General features: G+C 37.0%; 19 protein-coding genes. 12 read left to right on the forward strand and 7 right to left on the reverse strand.

Translation table 11 applies throughout. The features are described from left to right. Positions 1 to 59: 59 nt before the first annotated feature. Entirely contained in the window at positions 60 to 896 is an 837-nt protein-coding gene (locus ACN1CN_RS02955) for a mechanosensitive ion channel family protein (protein ID WP_419134605.1), read from the forward strand. Between the two features lie 39 nt (positions 897 to 935). On the opposite strand, the gene ACN1CN_RS02960 is transcribed toward ACN1CN_RS02955, so the two are convergent. After that, the gene (locus ACN1CN_RS02960; protein WP_419134606.1) at positions 936 to 1,628 is read right to left on the reverse strand and encodes a hypothetical protein; all 693 of its coding nucleotides are present in this window, start codon (positions 1,626 to 1,628) and stop codon (positions 936 to 938) included. A 348-nt stretch (positions 1,629 to 1,976) separates the two neighbouring features. Here ACN1CN_RS02960 and ACN1CN_RS02965 point away from each other — a divergent pair, with 348 nt between their 5' ends. From ACN1CN_RS02965 to ACN1CN_RS02985, 5 genes are all read left to right on the forward strand, one after another. Beyond that, entirely contained in the window at positions 1,977 to 2,366 is a 390-nt protein-coding gene (locus tag ACN1CN_RS02965; protein ID WP_419134607.1) for a DUF1398 domain-containing protein, read from the forward strand. Positions 2,367 to 2,432: 66 nt separating this feature from the next. After that, positions 2,433 to 3,230, forward strand: coding sequence for a hypothetical protein (locus ACN1CN_RS02970; protein ID WP_419134608.1), 798 nt, complete (start codon positions 2,433 to 2,435; stop codon positions 3,228 to 3,230). Positions 3,231 to 3,277: 47 nt separating this feature from the next. Further along, positions 3,278 to 4,135 carry a sulfurtransferase gene (locus tag ACN1CN_RS02975; protein WP_419134609.1) on the forward strand — a complete coding sequence of 286 codons (858 nt, stop codon included), beginning with the start codon at positions 3,278 to 3,280 and terminating at the stop codon, positions 4,133 to 4,135. Positions 4,136 to 4,213: 78 nt separating this feature from the next. Next, positions 4,214 to 5,455 carry an ATP-binding cassette domain-containing protein gene (locus ACN1CN_RS02980; protein ID WP_419134610.1) on the forward strand — a complete coding sequence of 414 codons (1,242 nt, stop codon included), beginning with the start codon at positions 4,214 to 4,216 and terminating at the stop codon, positions 5,453 to 5,455. Between the two features lie 9 nt (positions 5,456 to 5,464). Continuing rightward, positions 5,465 to 6,079 (forward strand): hypothetical protein, encoded by a 615-nt coding sequence (locus ACN1CN_RS02985; protein WP_419134611.1) that lies wholly within the window; start codon positions 5,465 to 5,467, stop codon positions 6,077 to 6,079. 68 nt (positions 6,080 to 6,147) lie between these two features. On the opposite strand, the gene ACN1CN_RS02990 is transcribed toward ACN1CN_RS02985, so the two are convergent. Beyond that, entirely contained in the window at positions 6,148 to 7,191 is a 1,044-nt protein-coding gene (locus tag ACN1CN_RS02990) for an RluA family pseudouridine synthase (RefSeq protein WP_419134612.1), read from the reverse strand. Beyond that, positions 7,181 to 7,804 (reverse strand): PASTA domain-containing protein, encoded by a 624-nt coding sequence (locus ACN1CN_RS02995; protein WP_264523578.1) that lies wholly within the window; start codon positions 7,802 to 7,804, stop codon positions 7,181 to 7,183. Before ACN1CN_RS02995 ends, ACN1CN_RS02990 begins: the two co-directional genes overlap by 11 nt. A gap of 377 nt (positions 7,805 to 8,181) precedes the next feature. Here ACN1CN_RS02995 and ACN1CN_RS03000 point away from each other — a divergent pair, with 377 nt between their 5' ends. The 5 genes from ACN1CN_RS03000 (at position 8,182) to ACN1CN_RS03020 (ending at position 11,880) form a co-directional block, all read left to right on the forward strand. Beyond that, on the forward strand, positions 8,182 to 9,180 hold the full coding sequence (locus ACN1CN_RS03000) for a D-alanine--D-alanine ligase (protein ID WP_419134613.1): 999 nt from the start codon (positions 8,182 to 8,184) through the stop codon (positions 9,178 to 9,180). Between the two features lie 139 nt (positions 9,181 to 9,319). After that, positions 9,320 to 9,973: a hypothetical protein gene (locus ACN1CN_RS03005; RefSeq protein ID WP_419134614.1), complete on the forward strand. Its 654-nt coding sequence runs from the start codon at positions 9,320 to 9,322 to the stop codon at positions 9,971 to 9,973. 22 nt (positions 9,974 to 9,995) lie between these two features. Then, positions 9,996 to 10,454: a pantetheine-phosphate adenylyltransferase gene (gene coaD / locus ACN1CN_RS03010; RefSeq protein WP_173966820.1), complete on the forward strand. Its 459-nt coding sequence runs from the start codon at positions 9,996 to 9,998 to the stop codon at positions 10,452 to 10,454. A 32-nt stretch (positions 10,455 to 10,486) separates the two neighbouring features. Next, a complete protein-coding gene (locus tag ACN1CN_RS03015; RefSeq protein WP_419134615.1) occupies positions 10,487 to 11,206 on the forward strand; it encodes a protein kinase domain-containing protein in 720 nt (239 codons plus the stop codon). 95 nt (positions 11,207 to 11,301) lie between these two features. Continuing rightward, positions 11,302 to 11,880 carry a PhnA domain-containing protein gene (locus tag ACN1CN_RS03020; protein ID WP_419134616.1) on the forward strand — a complete coding sequence of 193 codons (579 nt, stop codon included), beginning with the start codon at positions 11,302 to 11,304 and terminating at the stop codon, positions 11,878 to 11,880. A gap of 151 nt (positions 11,881 to 12,031) precedes the next feature. Here the strand turns inward: ACN1CN_RS03020 and ACN1CN_RS03025 are convergent, their stop codons facing one another. The 4 genes from ACN1CN_RS03025 to ACN1CN_RS03040 form a co-directional block, all read right to left on the reverse strand. Then, positions 12,032 to 12,478, reverse strand: a complete 447-nt coding sequence (locus ACN1CN_RS03025; RefSeq protein ID WP_264523574.1) for a hypothetical protein — start codon at positions 12,476 to 12,478, stop codon at positions 12,032 to 12,034. A gap of 344 nt (positions 12,479 to 12,822) precedes the next feature. Then, on the reverse strand, positions 12,823 to 14,172 hold the full coding sequence (locus ACN1CN_RS03030; protein ID WP_291286515.1) for a DEAD/DEAH box helicase: 1,350 nt from the start codon (positions 14,170 to 14,172) through the stop codon (positions 12,823 to 12,825). Positions 14,173 to 14,393: 221 nt separating this feature from the next. Continuing rightward, entirely contained in the window at positions 14,394 to 15,275 is an 882-nt protein-coding gene (locus ACN1CN_RS03035) for a dihydrodipicolinate synthase family protein (protein WP_419134617.1), read from the reverse strand. 17 nt (positions 15,276 to 15,292) lie between these two features. Further along, positions 15,293 to 15,751 carry a cupin domain-containing protein gene (locus ACN1CN_RS03040; RefSeq protein WP_419134618.1) on the reverse strand — a complete coding sequence of 153 codons (459 nt, stop codon included), beginning with the start codon at positions 15,749 to 15,751 and terminating at the stop codon, positions 15,293 to 15,295. Positions 15,752 to 15,850: 99 nt separating this feature from the next. Here ACN1CN_RS03040 and ACN1CN_RS03045 point away from each other — a divergent pair, with 99 nt between their 5' ends. Then, positions 15,851 to 17,263, forward strand: a complete 1,413-nt coding sequence (locus tag ACN1CN_RS03045; RefSeq protein ID WP_419134619.1) for a PLP-dependent aminotransferase family protein — start codon at positions 15,851 to 15,853, stop codon at positions 17,261 to 17,263. Positions 17,264 to 17,373: the final 110 nt, after the last annotated feature.

Here is a 17,373-nt window from a genome sequence, read left to right on the forward strand (position 1 = left end):
TCCAAAAAGCACATTTTAATAAAAATCGTTTTTTGGATTTTTTTTCAAACTTAAGAGCTATGATTGATTATTTAAAAGACTTCAGAATAGGCATTTTTATTACCATTATAGCGATTACCACTATAATCCTTAGTGCCATTACCGACAAAGTACTTCGTTATGTACTGTATCGAAAACAGGCTGATAAAGATTATGATGCTACAGGATTTAAGTTTTTAAAACACCTGATCATTACCATAATTTATATTTTAGGTTTTGCCTTTGCCTTAATACAAATTCCCGAATTTAAAATAATAGGTCATTCTGTTCTGGCCGGAGCCGGAGTAATCTCTATTGTTGCCGGTTTGGCTTCTCAACAGGCCTTAAGCAATATTGTGAGCGGAATCTTTCTGGTCATTTTCAAACCTTTCCGCATCAACGATAAAATCACGATCAACAATTTTGTGGGCACAGTCGAAGATATTAATTTAAGACAGGTCGTTCTAAAAGATGCCGAAAACAACCGGATCATCATTCCAAATTCAGTAATCAGCAATCAGATTATTGTCAACACCAACATGCACGACACCAAATGCTGCAAAATCATTGAAGTTGGCATTGGTTATCAGTCTGATATTGATAAGGCCTTAGAAATCATGCAGGACGAAATTGCCAAACATCCGCTTTTTGTCGATACCCGAACGGCCGAAAACAAAAAGCAAAAAGTGCCTTTGGTTGTTGCGCGTGTAGTAGCACTGGCAGATTCAAGCGTAACCCTGAAAGCATGGGCCTGGGCCAAAAACTCTACGGATGGTTTTGTAATGTATTGCGATTTACTGCAAAGCATCAAAAAACGTTTTGACGAAGCCGACATTGACATCCCTTACCCACAGCAGGTAGTAACGCTGAAAAGATAATTTATTCGCTTAATGATTTTAGGCTGCAATTCAACTCCTTTATTGAAACTTCAGCCCAAAATTAACTCTATCAAAAGTCGTACTGCAGGAAATCGCAAAACGTCCTACATTAACAGTTCCGAAAATCCCCTCTTCTCCATGACCGGAATAAAATCCTCCTGCCGAGAAACGACCCGTCTGATACTTTAAGGCGATATCATTAACCCTGCTGTTCAACTGTCCAAAAACAATAAGCTTGGGAATAATCTCATAGCTCCCAAAAATTTTCGGAGCCAGTTTGTTGTAATAATTAAAGCCCTCATCGGTGCCATTATGGATACTGGAGGAATGTAAGTTTGCTAAACTTCCTCCAATGAAAGTATTCTCACTAAAATGCCAGGATACACTAAAGCCTGTATAGGTTCCGTCATATCCGCTTCGGGATTCTGCATAACCTACAGAGATGGTTGCCCGAAACTTATCACACATCTTACCAATATAACCCGTATAGGTCCGGTCTGATTCCGTTTTATTAATACCTGCTCCAAAAATAATATCATCTTCACACAGGGTAAGCGCGTACTGAAAATAAGCAGAGTACTGATCCTTGTTGGCTGAAACCACACTTCGCCCCTTGTCCAGATCAATATTTGGTGAAATAACAGTCGAATTGATGACCGCAAAATCAAATGTGTTCATTTCCTGTGCAAATACAGGAGAAGTAATCAGAAATAAAAGTAGTATTCTTTTCATGATGTCAAATTTAGGAGCAACATTCTTTTACTAAATTACTGACAAAACGATGCGTTAAAAAAGAAAACCCATGAAGTGATAAAATACTCGTTAAAATACAATATTTCAAAAATATATGAAAATTCTGTCCCCTGTTATTCTATTATTTATTGCATTTTCAATTCAATTTTAAAATCATAATTGTATTTTTGAATTACTAACCCAAAAGAACCAAATCAGTTGTTAAGCACTTTTTTATACGTTTTCGAAAAAGAAAACAAAGATTAGGTAGTGCATAACTCAGGGAAACACCTAAAAAAATTAGTATAATTATTCTTTTTAATTTCACATCATTTAAAACTAAAATATATGTTTACAATAGAGCAAATCAAAGAAGCACATGCCAAAGTACAAAGCGGTGCTGATTTCCCAAATTACATTCAGGATTTAATCATTCTGGGCGTAAAAGGTTACGATACTTTTGTACATGACGGACATGTCGAGTACTTTGGTGTAAACAATTACCATGTAACCTCTGATGAAAAATATGACGAAATACAAGTAGCATCATCGCCTAACAAAGAACGTTTTATTGAATTTTTGGTGATGCACCAGGACGGTCAAACAGATTATCTTACTTTTTGCAATCACGCTGCCCATTGCGGCATAGCCAAATGGAGAGTTGATATTATCGAAATGACCTGCACTTATTTTGACAAAGAGGAAAACGAAATCCTGATCGAAAAAATCCCGGGCTAATCTTTTATCCAACCAATCCATAAGGGTAAATAACCACTATTTGCCCTCTTTTAACCCCTGTTCCCTGTGAAAAAAATACTTATTCCAGTCCTTTTAACCGTTTTATACGCCTGCAACTCCAAACAACAGGATCCTAAAATAGCCACTATCCAAAAAGAAACAACAGCAGAAAAAACTCCCGAAAAAAAGAGTGAAAAAATCGCTGTTGATTACGAAACCTCTGCCTACGACGATCCTAAAATTGCCGATCAGGTGAGCGAGCAAAAAGAAAGCTTAAAGGAGCTTTCAGAAAAGAAAGTGTTCCTAGACATTCATAGCAAACTGCTTCAAAAACTACCCGAAGAACAACAATCTTTCTTCCGCACCAATCCTGATTACGAATTACTATCTATAGCAAAAGGAAGTTTGCTTGACGAAAACAGCAATGACTTTGCTTTTATCGTTTATGACAAAAAAAAGGTACGAATTTCGATTGTACTTTATAACGGAATAACTTCTAAATATGCCAAATTATACGAGGACATAAAAGTAGTAAATGGTGTAAAAGACGAAGATTCCGGCAACTATTCGTTCGGAACGTCCGATTATCAATTTGCCTATGAACATTTAATTTACAACAAAGATTATCTTGAAAAAAGCACCGACACTTACTTAGAATCTTCCAATCTTAAAATTACCGACATCTCAAAAGACGAAGATTTCGTGTTAGATCACGGCACCTTTGCAAAAAATGTTTCAAAAACAAATTTAGCCCATACGCTTTGCGTTGCTACAAGCTCTGTATACAGCAATTGGGATTGTTTTAGATACGACAAAACAAACCATACTTTTATATTATTTTATTCTCAGGCTTTCGCCGATTAAATGCCCTGCTTTTGTATGCGAATTCATAAAAAATAAACTATCTCAAAATGGCAGCTAAACTTTCCCCGATAATAAACCCTAAAGAATTAATGCAACTCTCCAATTCAGCTGAAATCATTCTCATTGATGCCAGAGCGGGAGCAAATGCCGCACAAAACTACCAGAACGAACACCTGAAAGGAGCCCGTTATATTGATTTGAATAAAGATCTGGCAACAGTAGAAACCGATCCGGCTAATGGAGGAAGACATCCTTTACCATCCTTAGAAAAATTCTCTGCGGTGCTTTCTAAAACCGGAATTACCCCTGAAAGCCATATCATAATTTACGATGATAAAAACGGATCAAATGCAGCCGCCCGTTTTTGGTGGATGATTCGGGCAGTTGGTCACGAAAAAGTTCAGGTTTTAAACGGAGGACTGTCTGCAGCGATAGAAAGTGGTTACCCAATAAGCTCCGAAACGGAGATTTTTGAAGCCGCTGATCACTATCCGGTTTCTAACTGGAAACTTCACACCGCTGCTATCGACGAGGTCGAAAAGGCACGAAATAACGCCCAAAATACGGTAATCGATGTAAGAGATAAAAACCGGTTTGATGGTTTAACAGAGCCGCTGGATTTGATTGCAGGACATATTCCGGGCGCTATTAATGTACCGTTTAGCGAAAACTTAGACACCGACGGTTTTTACCAGTCACCTCAATTGTTAAAGGAAAAATATTCCCGCATCATTGGCGACAAAAAAGCCGAGGACATAATTGTACATTGTGGTTCAGGAGTTACCGCCTGCCATACTTTGTTGGCCATGGATTATGCCGGAATACCCATTCCAAAACTATATGTAGGCTCCTGGAGCGAATGGTCACGCAATGATCGTGAAATGGCTACGAAACAAACCGAATAAACTTTTTTTGCTACAGATTTCACAAGCTAACCCTTTTGAATCCGAAGTAGAAAAGATCATCACTAAATATATTTTAAAATGCAGCATTGGGATATACTTTTGTCCAATCAGGTCAACAAAAAGGCTTTTATAGATACTTTGCTTTTGGGAGAAGCCAAAGGAGAACTCACTGTTTTTAACCAGCAGAAAGGCATTTTGTTCTCAGACATTGCCATCGAGAAATTCATCGAAAAAGAATACCAGTACGATACCGTCGAAGCCGCTCCTGAATCACACCGACAACTGAGAACTTTTTCATCCGGCGAACGCAAAAAAGAATTCCTGAAATACTGCATCAATCAAAATCCTGATTTTATTATTTTCGATAATCCTTTCGATCATCTAGATCAGGCTTCCCGGGCAGCCTTAGCAAAATCTCTCGAAAAGTTAACCGATACTATTGCTATCATTCAATTGGTCAATCGCGTCGTTGACGTACTCGATTTTGTTCCGAATAAAGCCCTGATTAAAGACAATTCGTTTGAATTACACCCGATTTCAAAAAACGAAAATCATTTTAAAACGTTAAACACGGCGGCAATTCCAAAAGCAATTGAACCTCATTCCTTTCACGAAAGTGTATTAATAAAAATGGACAAGGTTTCTGTAAGTTATGAGGAGCGTAAAATTGTCGATAACATTTCATGGACCATCAAACAAGGTGAATTCTGGCAGCTTGTGGGTCCGAATGGATCAGGAAAAAGTACCCTCCTGTCTTTAATTACCGGTGATAATCCAAAAGGATTTGGTCAGGATTTGTATCTGTTCGGAAGAAAAAAAGGAAGCGGAGAAAGTGTCTGGGACATCAAAAAACAAATTGGAATTTTCACCACCTCTATGACCGACCTGTTTCAAAAAGGGCACAGCCTGGAAGAAATGATTCTTTCCGGTTTTTTTGATTCTATCGGACTGTATATCGAACCTACGACTTTACAAAAACAAACCGTAACACAGTGGCTCGAGGTGATTGAAATGAGTCATTTACGAAAAAAACGTTTTATAGACCTTTCAATTGGCCAGCAAAGAGTGGCACTAATTGTTCGTGCCGTTTTAAAACATCCACCATTATTGATTCTGGACGAACCTGTAGAAGGTCTTGACGATGAAAATGTCGATTTGGTCATTCAATTGATCAATACCATCAAACAAGAAACAAATGTTAGTATCCTGTACGTATCACACCGCATCGAAAATGGCCTCGCTCCTACCTCGGTATTCGAACTTCTGCCAACTCCAACAGGATCTATTGGTAAAATCAAATACCACTCAGAGCTCAACTAAAAGACAAAAATGAAAATTAAATATATCGCATTCCTACTATCCGCTTTTGTATTCATTTCCTGCTCAGGTACCCTTTCAACTGCAAAAAGAGAGTACCAGATCGCAAAAACAGCTGCCTTAAAATCCGATTGGCATTTTAATCCCAACGAATGGAGGTTCCAAAACGATACCTTAACCGGAACCGGAGGGCCAATGCACTGGGGCGTAATCGAATCAAAAAAGAAGCTTCCCAAAAATTACGAAATCGACTTTAAAGTAAACATCGTCAAAGAATCTTTGTTTGAAATCATGCTTCATATCGATCAGGAAAAGTACATCCGAACCTACTTGTACACAATCGATCAGAATATCGTGATTGGAAGAGGCGCCTACAATAAAAACAGTGATGAATACTCGAAACGTGGCGGGCCAACCCTATTTAAAAAACCAATACCATTGGAAAACAACAAATGGTATGCGGTGAAAATCAGAGTTTCCAACAATCAGTTGTACTTTGCTGTCGACAATCAAACTTTCTTAGAATGTTCCATCGAAAAAAGCAATCTAAATCAACAAGGCCAACTAGGGTTTATAACCAACGGACAAGCCAAAATAACGCAGCTAACCATTAAAACAATTCCATAAAAAAAGCTCCATCAGGAGCTTTTTTTCTATAACAAATTATCTAATTTTCTAATTGCCTAATTATCTAATTAACTTTCCTCTTCATCAACATTATGCGACTTCACATAATTGCGCCACTTTTCGATACAATCCTGAAAATCCTGAGGCAGTTCCGTATCAAAACGCATCATTTCACCCGTTACAGGATGCACAAAACCAAGTGTTTTCGCATGCAGCGCCTGACGTGGTAAAGCTTTAAAGCAATTTTCGATAAACTGCTTGTATTTTGTAAACGTAGTTCCTTTCAAAATCAAATGACCTCCGTAACGTTCGTCATTAAACAACGGATGTCCGATATGTTTCATGTGTGCACGAATCTGGTGTGTTCTTCCGGTTTCCAATTTACAGGAAATCAAAGTCACATAACCAAAACGTTCCAACACTTTATAATGTGTAATGGCAGGTTTTCCAATTTCAGGATCGGCAAAAACGGCCATTTGCATACGGTCTTTCAGGTGTCTGGCAAGGTTTCCTTCAATAGTTCCCGCTTCTTCAGCAACATTCCCCCAAACAAGAGCAATATACTCGCGTTCTGAGGTTTTGGCTTCAAACTGTTTGGCCAAATGGGTCATTGCTGCTTCCGTTTTGGCTACCACTAAAAGTCCGGACGTATCCTTATCAATTCGGTGTACCAAACCTGGTCGCTCGCTGCTGTTCATTGGCAAATTATCAAAATGATGTGCCAATGCATTTACCAGAGTCCCGGTATAATTTCCGTGCCCTGGATGCACCACCATTCCCGGCTCTTTGTTAATCAACAACAAAGCATCATCTTCATACACAATATTCAGCGGAAGATCTTCCGGAAGAATATGGTTTTCAAACGGAGGATGCGATAACATCACTGTTACAACATCAAACGGTTTAACTTTATAATTTGATTTTACCGGAATATCATTTACAAAAATGTTTCCTTCAGTAGCGGCGTTCTGAATTTTATTACGCGTCGCATTCTGAATCAAATTCATTAAATATTTGTCAATACGCAAAAGCGCCTGACCTTTAGGGACATCAAATCTAAAATGTTCGAATAACTCGTCTTCCAGATCTAAATTTTCAATATTATTGCTCATCTTTTGGGGTTTCAGTAGTTGGCGCAGCTACACTGTCTACGGCCTGCCCTTCATCTTCATAAGTTGCTTTTCCATCTCCTAAAACCAAGTCGATTTTAGACGCTTTCAACACACGATCTCCTACTTTTAAGTTTCTTCCTTTATAACGCATCTCCAAAACCATGTCTTTTCCAAGGTTTGGAATATAAGTAATCGTACCTGGCTCAAGTCCTAACGCTTTAAGGGTAGGAACTGCTTCACGATACGTTTTCTCAATTAAATCAGGAATTCTAACAGATGAGAATCCCGATGCATTTATTTTAATATATATTTTTCTTCCCACTTTTACTTTCGTTCCCGGCAGCGGATCCTGCTCAACAACACTGTATTTTGGGAATTCACTTCGGTAATCAACGCTATCCAAAAGTACATAATCCAGGTCCAGTTCGTCCAGTTTTGACTCTACCTGCTCTTCCGTCAGTTTAGCTAAATTTGGAACAGTAACTTCATTACCATGATCAGTTGTAAAAGTCAACCAATGCATAAACAAATAACCTAAAACGGCAATTATAGCAGCCGCACTTAATACTTGCACAAAAAATACCCGGCTCGTTAAATACTTACGTAAACTCATAAATTTATTTTTATTAGTCGCAAAGATAAAGCTATTTCGTTTCAAAAAAAATGATAATTTTGTTTTAGACAAGAAAGTCATGCGATTGCCATTCGTATTAAAAACAAAGGTCCTTGGAATTTTAATTTTCAGCAGCCAATTCCTGCTGTCCGCTGTATCTTTTGCGCCCGCTCTCGCGGACACAAAAGGATGCCGCTCCCATCAGGGCTAGGGTTCTAGGTTTCATAAAACATTTTCGGAACTATTTGTCACACTAAGCAATAAAGAAGCTCCAACCAAATTGACAAAGAAAACCCAAAACCTGAAACTTGAAACCTGAAACTTGAAACAATTAGACGATTAAAAAAACAAACGGTTAAACATATAAACATCATAAAATGAAAAACATAGCCATTATCATGGGCGGATATTCAAGCGAATATAAAATTTCGCTCATTAGCGGAAACGTGGTACACCAATATCTTGACAAAACAAAATACAACGGATTCCGTATTCATATTTTCAAAGAAAAATGGGTTTATGTAGACGAAAACAACGCCGAATTTACGATCGATAAAAACGATTTTTCGGTAACCGTAAACGATCAAAAAATTACTTTTGACTGTGTTTTCAATGCCATTCACGGAACTCCGGGTGAAGACGGATTAATGCAGGCTTATTTTGAGTTATTAGGCATTCCGCAATCCTCTTGCGATTACTATCAGGCGGCATTAACCTTTAACAAACGTGATTTGTTATCGGTTTTAAAGCCTTACGGAATCAAAACAGCAATCTCTTATTACCTAAATAAAGGGGATGTAATCCATACTGCCGAAATCGTTAAAAAAGTAGGTTTACCGTGTTTCGTAAAACCAAACAAAGCCGGTTCAAGCTTCGGAATCTCAAAAGTAAAAACAGAAGCCGAACTTCCAATTGCGATTGAAGTAGCCTACAAAGAAGACAACGAAATCATCATCGAAAGCTTCCTTGACGGAACCGAAGTTTCTGTAGGGGTAATCAACTATCAGGGTGAAATTAAGGTTTTACCGATTACAGAAATTGTATCCGACAATGATTTCTTCGATTACGAAGCCAAATACGAAGGAAAATCACAGGAAATTACACCTGCGAGAATTTCAGACGAACTCACACAAAAAGTAAGCGAAGTAGCAAAACGCGCTTACGAAGTCTTAAAAATGAAAGGTTTCTCGAGAAGCGAATTCATTATCGTAGACAACGAACCATATATGCTGGAGATGAACACCATTCCCGGTTTAACAACCGAAAGTCTGATTCCGCAGCAAGCACACGCAGCGGGAATATCTCTGGAAGATTTATTTACCAATGCTATTGAGTTGGCACTTGCTAAAAAAGGGACTAAGGTTCTGAGATTCTAAGGTACTAAGATCTCAGAACCTTTTTTAATTTCAACTATGGTCAGACGGAGTGAAGTCGAAGTCCTCAAAAAACCTTTGGTTCATTATCACTCTGAATCTTTCAACACTACAAAAAACTTAGAAACTCAAATAAAAAAATATGTTATTTCTTGTTGGAACTCAGAATTCGAATATAAAAAATGGAACAATTTCAAATGAAAATTGTCTTAAATGCGGAACAAAAAACACATTAGATTTTAGCATTTATAGAAAATATGTTCACATAACTCAAATTCCTTTGTTTCCAGTTGGAAAATTAGTTTCCATTCAATGTAATTATTGTGAAGAAAACTTTGATTATGAAGATTTATCAGAAAACAGTCAATTACAATTAAGAAAAGAAAAACTAGATCACAAAATTTGGATGTTTTCTGGTTCTATTCTAATACTTTTAGTAATAATTTATACTATAAACAATTATGCTAACAACCAAAAAGAGACTGATACTTTCATAAAAACACCAACCGTTGGCGATATATATAATTTAAAATTTTCAAATGGCTATTACTCAACTATGAAAATAGATAAAGTTACCAAGGATAGTGTTTATACTACTCACAATGATTTTAACGCATATTTGCCTAATGAAATAGATGATCTTGATAAAACTGAAAATTACTCAAATAGAGAAGTTTCTTATTCTAAAAAAGAACTAATGGATCTTTATAAAAATGATGAAATTATAAAAATAAGACGGAGTAAATACCCAATAAAATTACAAGAACCAGAATATAAAATTCCACTCACACAATAAAAACCTCAGAACCTCAAAAAAGATGCGAAAAGCTATATTCCCCGGATCATTTGATCCCATAACACTTGGACATGAAGACATTATCAAAAGAGGAATTCCCTTATTTGATGAAATTGTAATCGCTATTGGTGTTAATGCCGAAAAAAAGTATATGTTTTCACTCGAAGAAAGAAAACGTTTCATCGAAGAAACCTTCAAAGACGAACCCAATGTTTCGGTTATTACCTATGAAGGATTAACGATCGATTTGGCCAAAAAACAAAAAGCCAATTTCATCCTGAGAGGTTTGCGCAATCCCGCCGATTTTGAATTCGAAAAAGCCATTGCCCACACCAACAGGAAATTGTCTAAAATCGAAACCGTATTTCTATTAACGGCTGCAAGTACTTCGTTTATTTCTTCAAGCATTGTTCGCGATGTACTGCGTCATGGCGGAGAATATGAAATGTTGGTTCCGGATGCAGTTAGGGTTAAGAAGTAAAAAATAGCAATATTCAGCTTAAAACATTTCAAATGATCGGTGAAAATATTCGGGGAAACTCAAAAACATATGTAGTAACCGAAAGGTTACTAAAAAGTCAAGGTGACAGACCAAATGCCAATATTTATGTTTGTGAAGATGAAAAAAATATTAAATACATTTTAAAACATTTTTACAGCAAAACACCCGTATCATTTATAGGATATAGCAAACACAACCATTATGGTCGTAGAAGAGACGGAAGCCATAGAGTTTTTAATGAAATTCAGAAAAAAAACACCCAATATCCCTTTTTGTTAAAACATATTGAACGGATAAAACATAAAAACAAATGGCTTATAATTTTAGAATATATTGAAGGAAGTACTTTATCATACTTTATTCAAAAAAATCATCCAATAGATTTTAACAAAGTAAACGATGCGATTGAACAATTTGGTCTGGAACTAAAAAATTGGCATTCATCAGAATTTGCGCATGGTGACCCACACTTAGATAATGTAATGATATCTTACAAAAACGATGGTAGTTATAGCATTAAATTGATCGATTACGGGCAATTACATCATCCGGATTTTCACTATTGTAAAAAAGTAAACTGTTACAAGGACAAGAATAAAAGAATAAATGAAGACCTCAAAAATACAAACAGTAAATTAGGTAATGGATTTTTAAATGGATTGACAGATCTGGAAAAAAAACTTGATATTCCAGATAAACTAACATCTATTTTTAAAAAAGCATATTATTGATCTTTTAATTTGGATCAACCTTCATAGAACAAAACACAAACTTGTTACTTACTTTAATTATAAGTAATTTCGCCTTTTCAAATAAAAACAAAATAATGAGCATCGAAAGAGAATTAAACAAACGTAGCGGATCTAAATGCGAACTTTGTGGCGCCGAAGAAAACCTTAAAGTATATCAGGTATTACCAACTCAAAAAGGCGGTCTGGACGAAAGCATTCTAGCCTGTACTACCTGTATCGACCAAATAGAAAATCCGGATAATGTTGATTTAAACCACTGGAGATGTCTTAATGACAGCATGTGGAATGAAAACATTGCCGTACAGGTTGTAGCCTGGAGAATGTTAAGCCGAATGCGAGCAGCAGGTTGGCCACAGGAATTGCTTGATATGATGTATTTGGACGAAGATACTCTGGCATGGGCGCAAGCAACCGGAGAAGGTGAAGACGACGAAAACAAAATCATTCACCGCGATAGTAATGGTGTCATTTTAGAGCACGGAGATTCTGTAGTTTTAATCAAAGATCTTAAAGTAAAAGGATCAAGCATGGTTGCCAAACAAGGAACGGCCGTTCGTAATATCCGTTTAGACCATGAAAATGCAGAGTACATCGAAGGAAAAGTTGACGGTCAACAAATCGTGATTATCACACAATACGTGAAGAAAATATAGGTTTCTTTTGAGGTTCTGAGGTTCTAAGGTTTTTCTTTTATTTGCAAAACTTGAAACTTGAAACCTGAAACAAAAACAACCTGAAACCTGAAATAAAAAAAAGGCTATTCAAAATCTGAATAGCCTTTTCTGGTTTTATACTTTAAGTAAATTATTTTTGGAATAATTTATTGATCTGATCTTTTACAAATGGCTCAGAAACACTGCTTGTTGCAGCAGAAGCCTCTTTTGATGAAACCATAAACTGAACCGTAGCTTTTTCCGGAACAACACTTCCTGTGTAGTGCAACCAGATATAGTTGTTCGGTAATTCTAATTTAATATCATACAAAGGGCTTGCTGTGAAACCATTCATGATAATGTTGTAAAGACTTGCGTAGTCGTTATTAACATTTTTAAATGTAAATTTTCTCAAGCTTGACGACTCGTCATCGTTTTGAATACTTGTATAATATACAGTGTACTCATCTCCAATTTTCTGAATGTAGTTGTTATTTACTTTTCCTAATTTTTCAACCGGTACAGTTTCAATAACTTTAATTTGTGCAAAAGACACAACACTAAACAACAAAATAGCAATCGTAATAATTCTTTTCATAATTAATTTGGGGTTTATTATTTACGGGCACAAGAAACGCAGAAAATATGATAAATTAAAGTCTTAAGCTTTAATTTTTTATCAATCCTTTTAGTCCCCTGTTTCAACGTGATTAAAGCATAATAAAACTCCAAACCAACACACTAATATTCAATAAATTAAAACAACAAAACACAGAAATCAACCGTAAAAAACAGTCCGTTTTAGGAATAAAAGAACTCAAAAACAGCCTTCAATTCGTAATATTTTACTACAAATACCCCCCTAAAACTTTGTGTGAGTTGCCGTCTCCAATAAAGTTATCTGCGAAAAACATCAAATAGAGAAAACCGAAAACAAAAAGACTAACGCTCCTCCTCTTTCTTCACTACTTTACGGGCAACTTCGATCTTGAACTTCTTGCCCTTCATCTTTTCATCTTTAATATTCTTAAGCAGCTCTTTTACCTTATTGTACTTCACGGCAGCAAACGATATAAAATCCTTCACTTCGATCAAACCTAAATCCCCTTTTTCGAGTTTTCCTTTTTGAGAAAAGAAACCAACGATATCAATTTTATTCAGTTTTGTTTTCTTTCCGCCGCTAATATAAATCGTTTGAAACTCCGGTGGTTTTGGTAAAGTTGTCGTGCTTTCGACCTTTAAAACCTCCATTCCGTAATCAATATAGTCCAGCTTTTTTTCACTTTCGTGAACAATAATATAGGCCGTTCCCGAAGCCTGCATACGTGCGGTACGACCGTTACGATGCGTAAATTCGTCTTCTTTTAAAGGCAAATGGTAATGAATTACGTGCTTCATTTCCGGAATATCCAATCCACGGGCAGCCAGATCGGTAGTAATCAGGTAACTCATACTGCCATTTCTAAACTGAATCAAGGCACGTTCACGTTCCTCCTGATCCATTCCGCCATGATAATAGGTCGCGTAAATTCCTTTTTCGTTTAAAGTATCACTAATACGTTCTGCCGCATCACGATGATTACAAAAAATAATCGCCGACTGTGATTTCAGCGAACAAATCAAATTGAATAAACTATCCAGTTTATCCTTGGCTGGCGAAACCACCATTTTCATCGAAAGATTCGTCTTTTCTTCCTCTTCCGGTATAAAATCCAAAACAGTCGGATTCACCACTCTCGTATATCTCGGAATCTCAATATCAGAAGTCGCTGAAACTAAAACACGTTTGTTCAGTTTCGTCAATTTCCCAATGATATATGACATTTGCTCATGAAAACCCAGTTGCAAAGACTTATCAAATTCGTCCAGAATCAAAGTCTGAATTTTATCCGTGCGGAAAGTATCCCTGTCAATATGATCGGCAATTCTACCTGGAGTTCCGATAAGAACTGCTGGCGGGTTGCTTAAATTCTTGATTTCAGTATCAATAGAGTGACCTCCGTAACAAATATTTACTTTGTAGGGAGTCCCCATTTTTTTCCAAACCTGCTCAATCTGCAAACCTAATTCGCGCGAAGGCACTAAAATTAAACATTGAACCGAAAGAATTTCAGGCTGTAACAATTCTAAAATCGGCAGTAAAAAGGCTAATGTCTTTCCTGATCCCGTTGGAGAAAGTAATAAAACATTAGTATCGTTCAAAATAGCATCTTGTGCTACCTCTTGCATTTCATTCAGGCTCTCAATTCCTAAATTCGAAAGTATGTTATTGGAATGGTGTTTTTTATTCATTTTGCAAAAGTAATCAAAATAGTTTTTTGTTTCAGGTTTTGTTTGTTTCAGGTTTTAAATCCGGACTCCTTAAAAATTTAACCGCAAAGCACGCTAAGATTAAAAAAAAATAGAAACGTTGATAAGCGCAAGGAACGTAAAGCTTTGCGTTCCTTGCGCTTTTATAAAACCAAGCTTAGAAAAAAACCTAGCGTACTTTGCGGTAAAACCTCAATACACTGCTATTCTACTTCCTTCAAAATCAAACTAAACTCTGCAATTTCAGCTTCTGTCAACGGTTTCAAAGGACTTCTTAAAAAACCACCTTCGATTCCCTGAATTTCCAAACCTGCTTTAATGGCTCTCGGCAAACCTTTGTTTACTATAAACTTCAAAAGATTCAATTGCCTGTAAAATGCTTTTTGAGCGGTCTGCAGATCATTTTTCTGAATTGCGTCATACAATTCCAGATTCAGTTTCGGAATTAAATTTGGCGCAGCCGTACACCAGCCGGTTGCACCTGCAGCAAATGCAGCCAGTGCCAGAGGATTTGAACCATTAAAAAAGGCTACGTCATCACCCAATTCCCGCTTTAAATAATGCATTCTCTGAACGTCTCCGGTACTTTCTTTGATCATCGTCACATTGGCAATCTCAAGAAGCCTTTTTAACAAAGCAGGAGACATATCTACTCCTCCTGTTGCAGGATTGTTGTAAGCCATTATCGGAATTGAAATTTGTTTGGCAACCGCATCAAAATGCTGCACAATTTCGTCATCTGTAAGTTTCCAGTAACTCATCGGGATAATCATTACCGCAGCTGCACCCGCTTTCTCAGCAAATTTAGAATGGTAAATGGTTTTCTCTGTAGTCAGATTCGACACTCCAACCAAAACCGGAACTCTGCCCTTAACCTGCTCGATTGTTGCAATGGTAATCGCTTCCTTCTCTTCGTCTGACAAATAAGGCATTACCCCGGTACTTCCCAGCGGAGCAACGGCATGACAACCGGAAACAATTAAACGTTCCAGTAATTTTTTATACAAACTGATATCCACTTTTTCGTCTTTATCGAATGGGGTAATCGGATAAGCAATAATGCCTTTAAATAGGTCGTTTTTCATTTTATTTCTGTTTTAATTTAAAGATCCCTTCCTTCTTCTTCTCTCAATGCTACACCTAAATTCTGAAGCTGAGGTGCATTCTCACAGGCGATGTATTTCGCCGATGCTACACTGCTTAAATTCTGATGTCTGTGCCACGCCCAGCTCGGAATATAAACAGCATCACCTGCTTTCCACTCTACTTTTGTATCTTCAATTTCGGTATACCCATGGCCTTCAATTACGTAAATAACCGTTTCATAAGTATGACGGTGTCTATTGGTCAATTGATCCGGTAATAAACCGCCAATCGTCATGCTTACATTTTTACTCGGGAGATCCACAAAGAAAACGGGGTGTTTTCGCTCTGTAGAAAATTGATTGTGAACTCCGGCCTGTTCTACATTTCTGTGAATTAATTTTTCAGGCATCACAAAAGTGGGTCTGGCAAAGGTTTCGTGAAAATCTTTTGATGAAAATTGTTTTTTAGTTTCCATAAGTTTAATAATTATTATTTTTTGCAGTATTGCTCCACAAAATTATCCTAACTTTGGACTACCCAACTGACACAGTTTACACATAAACAAATAGTCCAGATGTTAAGACCTTGGCAATTAGAAATTCAATTAAACACAAATGCAGCAAAAGCAATTTATCTGCAAATCGCCGATGCTATAATTGAAACAATCAAAACAGGAATGCTCAATAGCGGAAATGCGCTGCCCGGAAGCCGACAGCTCGCGGGATTGCTAAAAGTCAACCGAAACACTGTAATTGAAGCTTTAGACGTTTTAATTGCTGAAGGTTGGTTGGTTACACTCGAAAGAAAAGGAACTTTCGTAGCGGATATTCTGCCCATAACTTCCGAAAGCACCAGTCAAAAGCAAAAAACAAATTCTACTGTAGAAGAGCTACAGCCGTTAATTGTTTTTGATGATGGAATCCCCGACAGCCGAATTGCCCCGATGAATGAACTCGCCAGAGCGTACAGACAGATTTTTAACCGAAAATCACGCTGGCAAATCATGGGATACAGTACAGAATATGGAAATTTAGAATTTAGAAAAGCAATTGTGCAGATGCTCAATTTTAAAAGAGACATGAACATCACTCCCGATGAAATTTGTATTACACGCGGAAGTCAAATGGCCATGTATTTAACCGCCAATCATTTACTCTCTAAAGACGATTATGTAATGGTCGAAAATCCGGGGTATCAACCCGCCTGGGAGACATTTAAAAACAGCGGTGCTAAACTGCTTCCTGTAAATGTTGACAAAGAGGGCTTATTGGTCGATGAGGTCGAAGCCTATTTGAAGCAATTCGATACCATAAAAGCAATCTATGTAACACCGCATCATCAATTTCCAACAACAGTCACCTTAAGTCTGAAGCGAAGATTAAAACTCATCGAACTGTCCAACCAGTACGGTTTTACGATTATTGAAGACGATTATGACAATGAATTTCATTTTGGACAACGCCCGATCCTGCCCATTTCAAGTTACAGTAATGCTAAAAATACGGTATACATCGGAACCCTGAGCAAAATTGTAGCACCAGCATTACGAATCGGTTATCTGGTAAGTAACCGGGAAACTATTTTAAAAGTAGGCAAACATCGAAAAATAATTGATGTACAAGGAGATAACATTATGGAAGAGGCGGTTTTACAACTCATAAACGAAGGCGAAATAAAAAGACATCTAAAAAGAACTACCGTTATCTATAAAACAAAACGCGATTATTTTGAAACCATTTGCAACAAATACCTTAAAGACAAAACCACCTTTATCAAACCCGAGGGCGGTCTCGCTTTTTGGATAGTTCCCAATTCAGCAGTCAATATTTTTGAAATTGCCCATCAGCTGCTGCTAAAAGGAATAAAGATAATGACTCCTGAAAAATATAGTTTTGACCAACCCATATCCGGATTCAGACTCGGCTATGCCTCTTTAACCGAAAAACAAATCGAAGACGGCATAATCGAACTTGCGAAATATTTGTAATTATTAAATTTAACCGCAAAGATTTACGCAAAGTACGCAAAGTTATATACACAAAGCTTTGCGAACTTTGCGTTTATCAACACAATCCGATACAAAAAAACTTTGCGCAC

This window comes from Flavobacterium sp. T12S277 (assembly GCF_048514875.1).
Taxonomy (GTDB): Bacteria; Bacteroidota; Bacteroidia; order Flavobacteriales; family Flavobacteriaceae; genus Flavobacterium.

What these genes read in the sequence shown, in the direction of transcription:
- ACN1CN_RS02955 (WP_419134605.1), top strand. Translation starts at nt 60, where the DNA reads ATGATTGATTATTTAAAAGACTTCAGAATAGGCATTTTTATTACCATT.
- ACN1CN_RS02960 (WP_419134606.1), bottom strand. Translation starts at nt 1,628, where the DNA reads ATGAAAAGAATACTACTTTTATTTCTGATTACTTCTCCTGTATTTGCA.
- ACN1CN_RS02965 (WP_419134607.1), top strand. Translation starts at nt 1,977, where the DNA reads ATGTTTACAATAGAGCAAATCAAAGAAGCACATGCCAAAGTACAAAGC.
- ACN1CN_RS02975 (WP_419134609.1), top strand. Translation starts at nt 3,278, where the DNA reads ATGGCAGCTAAACTTTCCCCGATAATAAACCCTAAAGAATTAATGCAA.
- ACN1CN_RS02980 (WP_419134610.1), top strand. Translation starts at nt 4,214, where the DNA reads ATGCAGCATTGGGATATACTTTTGTCCAATCAGGTCAACAAAAAGGCT.
- ACN1CN_RS02985 (WP_419134611.1), top strand. Translation starts at nt 5,465, where the DNA reads ATGAAAATTAAATATATCGCATTCCTACTATCCGCTTTTGTATTCATT.
- ACN1CN_RS02990 (WP_419134612.1), bottom strand. Translation starts at nt 7,191, where the DNA reads ATGAGCAATAATATTGAAAATTTAGATCTGGAAGACGAGTTATTCGAA.
- ACN1CN_RS02995 (WP_264523578.1), bottom strand. Translation starts at nt 7,804, where the DNA reads ATGAGTTTACGTAAGTATTTAACGAGCCGGGTATTTTTTGTGCAAGTA.
- ACN1CN_RS03000 (WP_419134613.1), top strand. Translation starts at nt 8,182, where the DNA reads ATGAAAAACATAGCCATTATCATGGGCGGATATTCAAGCGAATATAAA.
- ACN1CN_RS03005 (WP_419134614.1), top strand. Translation starts at nt 9,320, where the DNA reads ATGTTATTTCTTGTTGGAACTCAGAATTCGAATATAAAAAATGGAACA.
- coaD (WP_173966820.1), top strand. Translation starts at nt 9,996, where the DNA reads ATGCGAAAAGCTATATTCCCCGGATCATTTGATCCCATAACACTTGGA.
- ACN1CN_RS03015 (WP_419134615.1), top strand. Translation starts at nt 10,487, where the DNA reads ATGATCGGTGAAAATATTCGGGGAAACTCAAAAACATATGTAGTAACC.
- ACN1CN_RS03020 (WP_419134616.1), top strand. Translation starts at nt 11,302, where the DNA reads ATGAGCATCGAAAGAGAATTAAACAAACGTAGCGGATCTAAATGCGAA.
- ACN1CN_RS03025 (WP_264523574.1), bottom strand. Translation starts at nt 12,478, where the DNA reads ATGAAAAGAATTATTACGATTGCTATTTTGTTGTTTAGTGTTGTGTCT.
- ACN1CN_RS03030 (WP_291286515.1), bottom strand. Translation starts at nt 14,172, where the DNA reads ATGAATAAAAAACACCATTCCAATAACATACTTTCGAATTTAGGAATT.
- ACN1CN_RS03035 (WP_419134617.1), bottom strand. Translation starts at nt 15,275, where the DNA reads ATGAAAAACGACCTATTTAAAGGCATTATTGCTTATCCGATTACCCCA.
- ACN1CN_RS03040 (WP_419134618.1), bottom strand. Translation starts at nt 15,751, where the DNA reads ATGGAAACTAAAAAACAATTTTCATCAAAAGATTTTCACGAAACCTTT.
- ACN1CN_RS03045 (WP_419134619.1), top strand. Translation starts at nt 15,851, where the DNA reads ATGTTAAGACCTTGGCAATTAGAAATTCAATTAAACACAAATGCAGCA.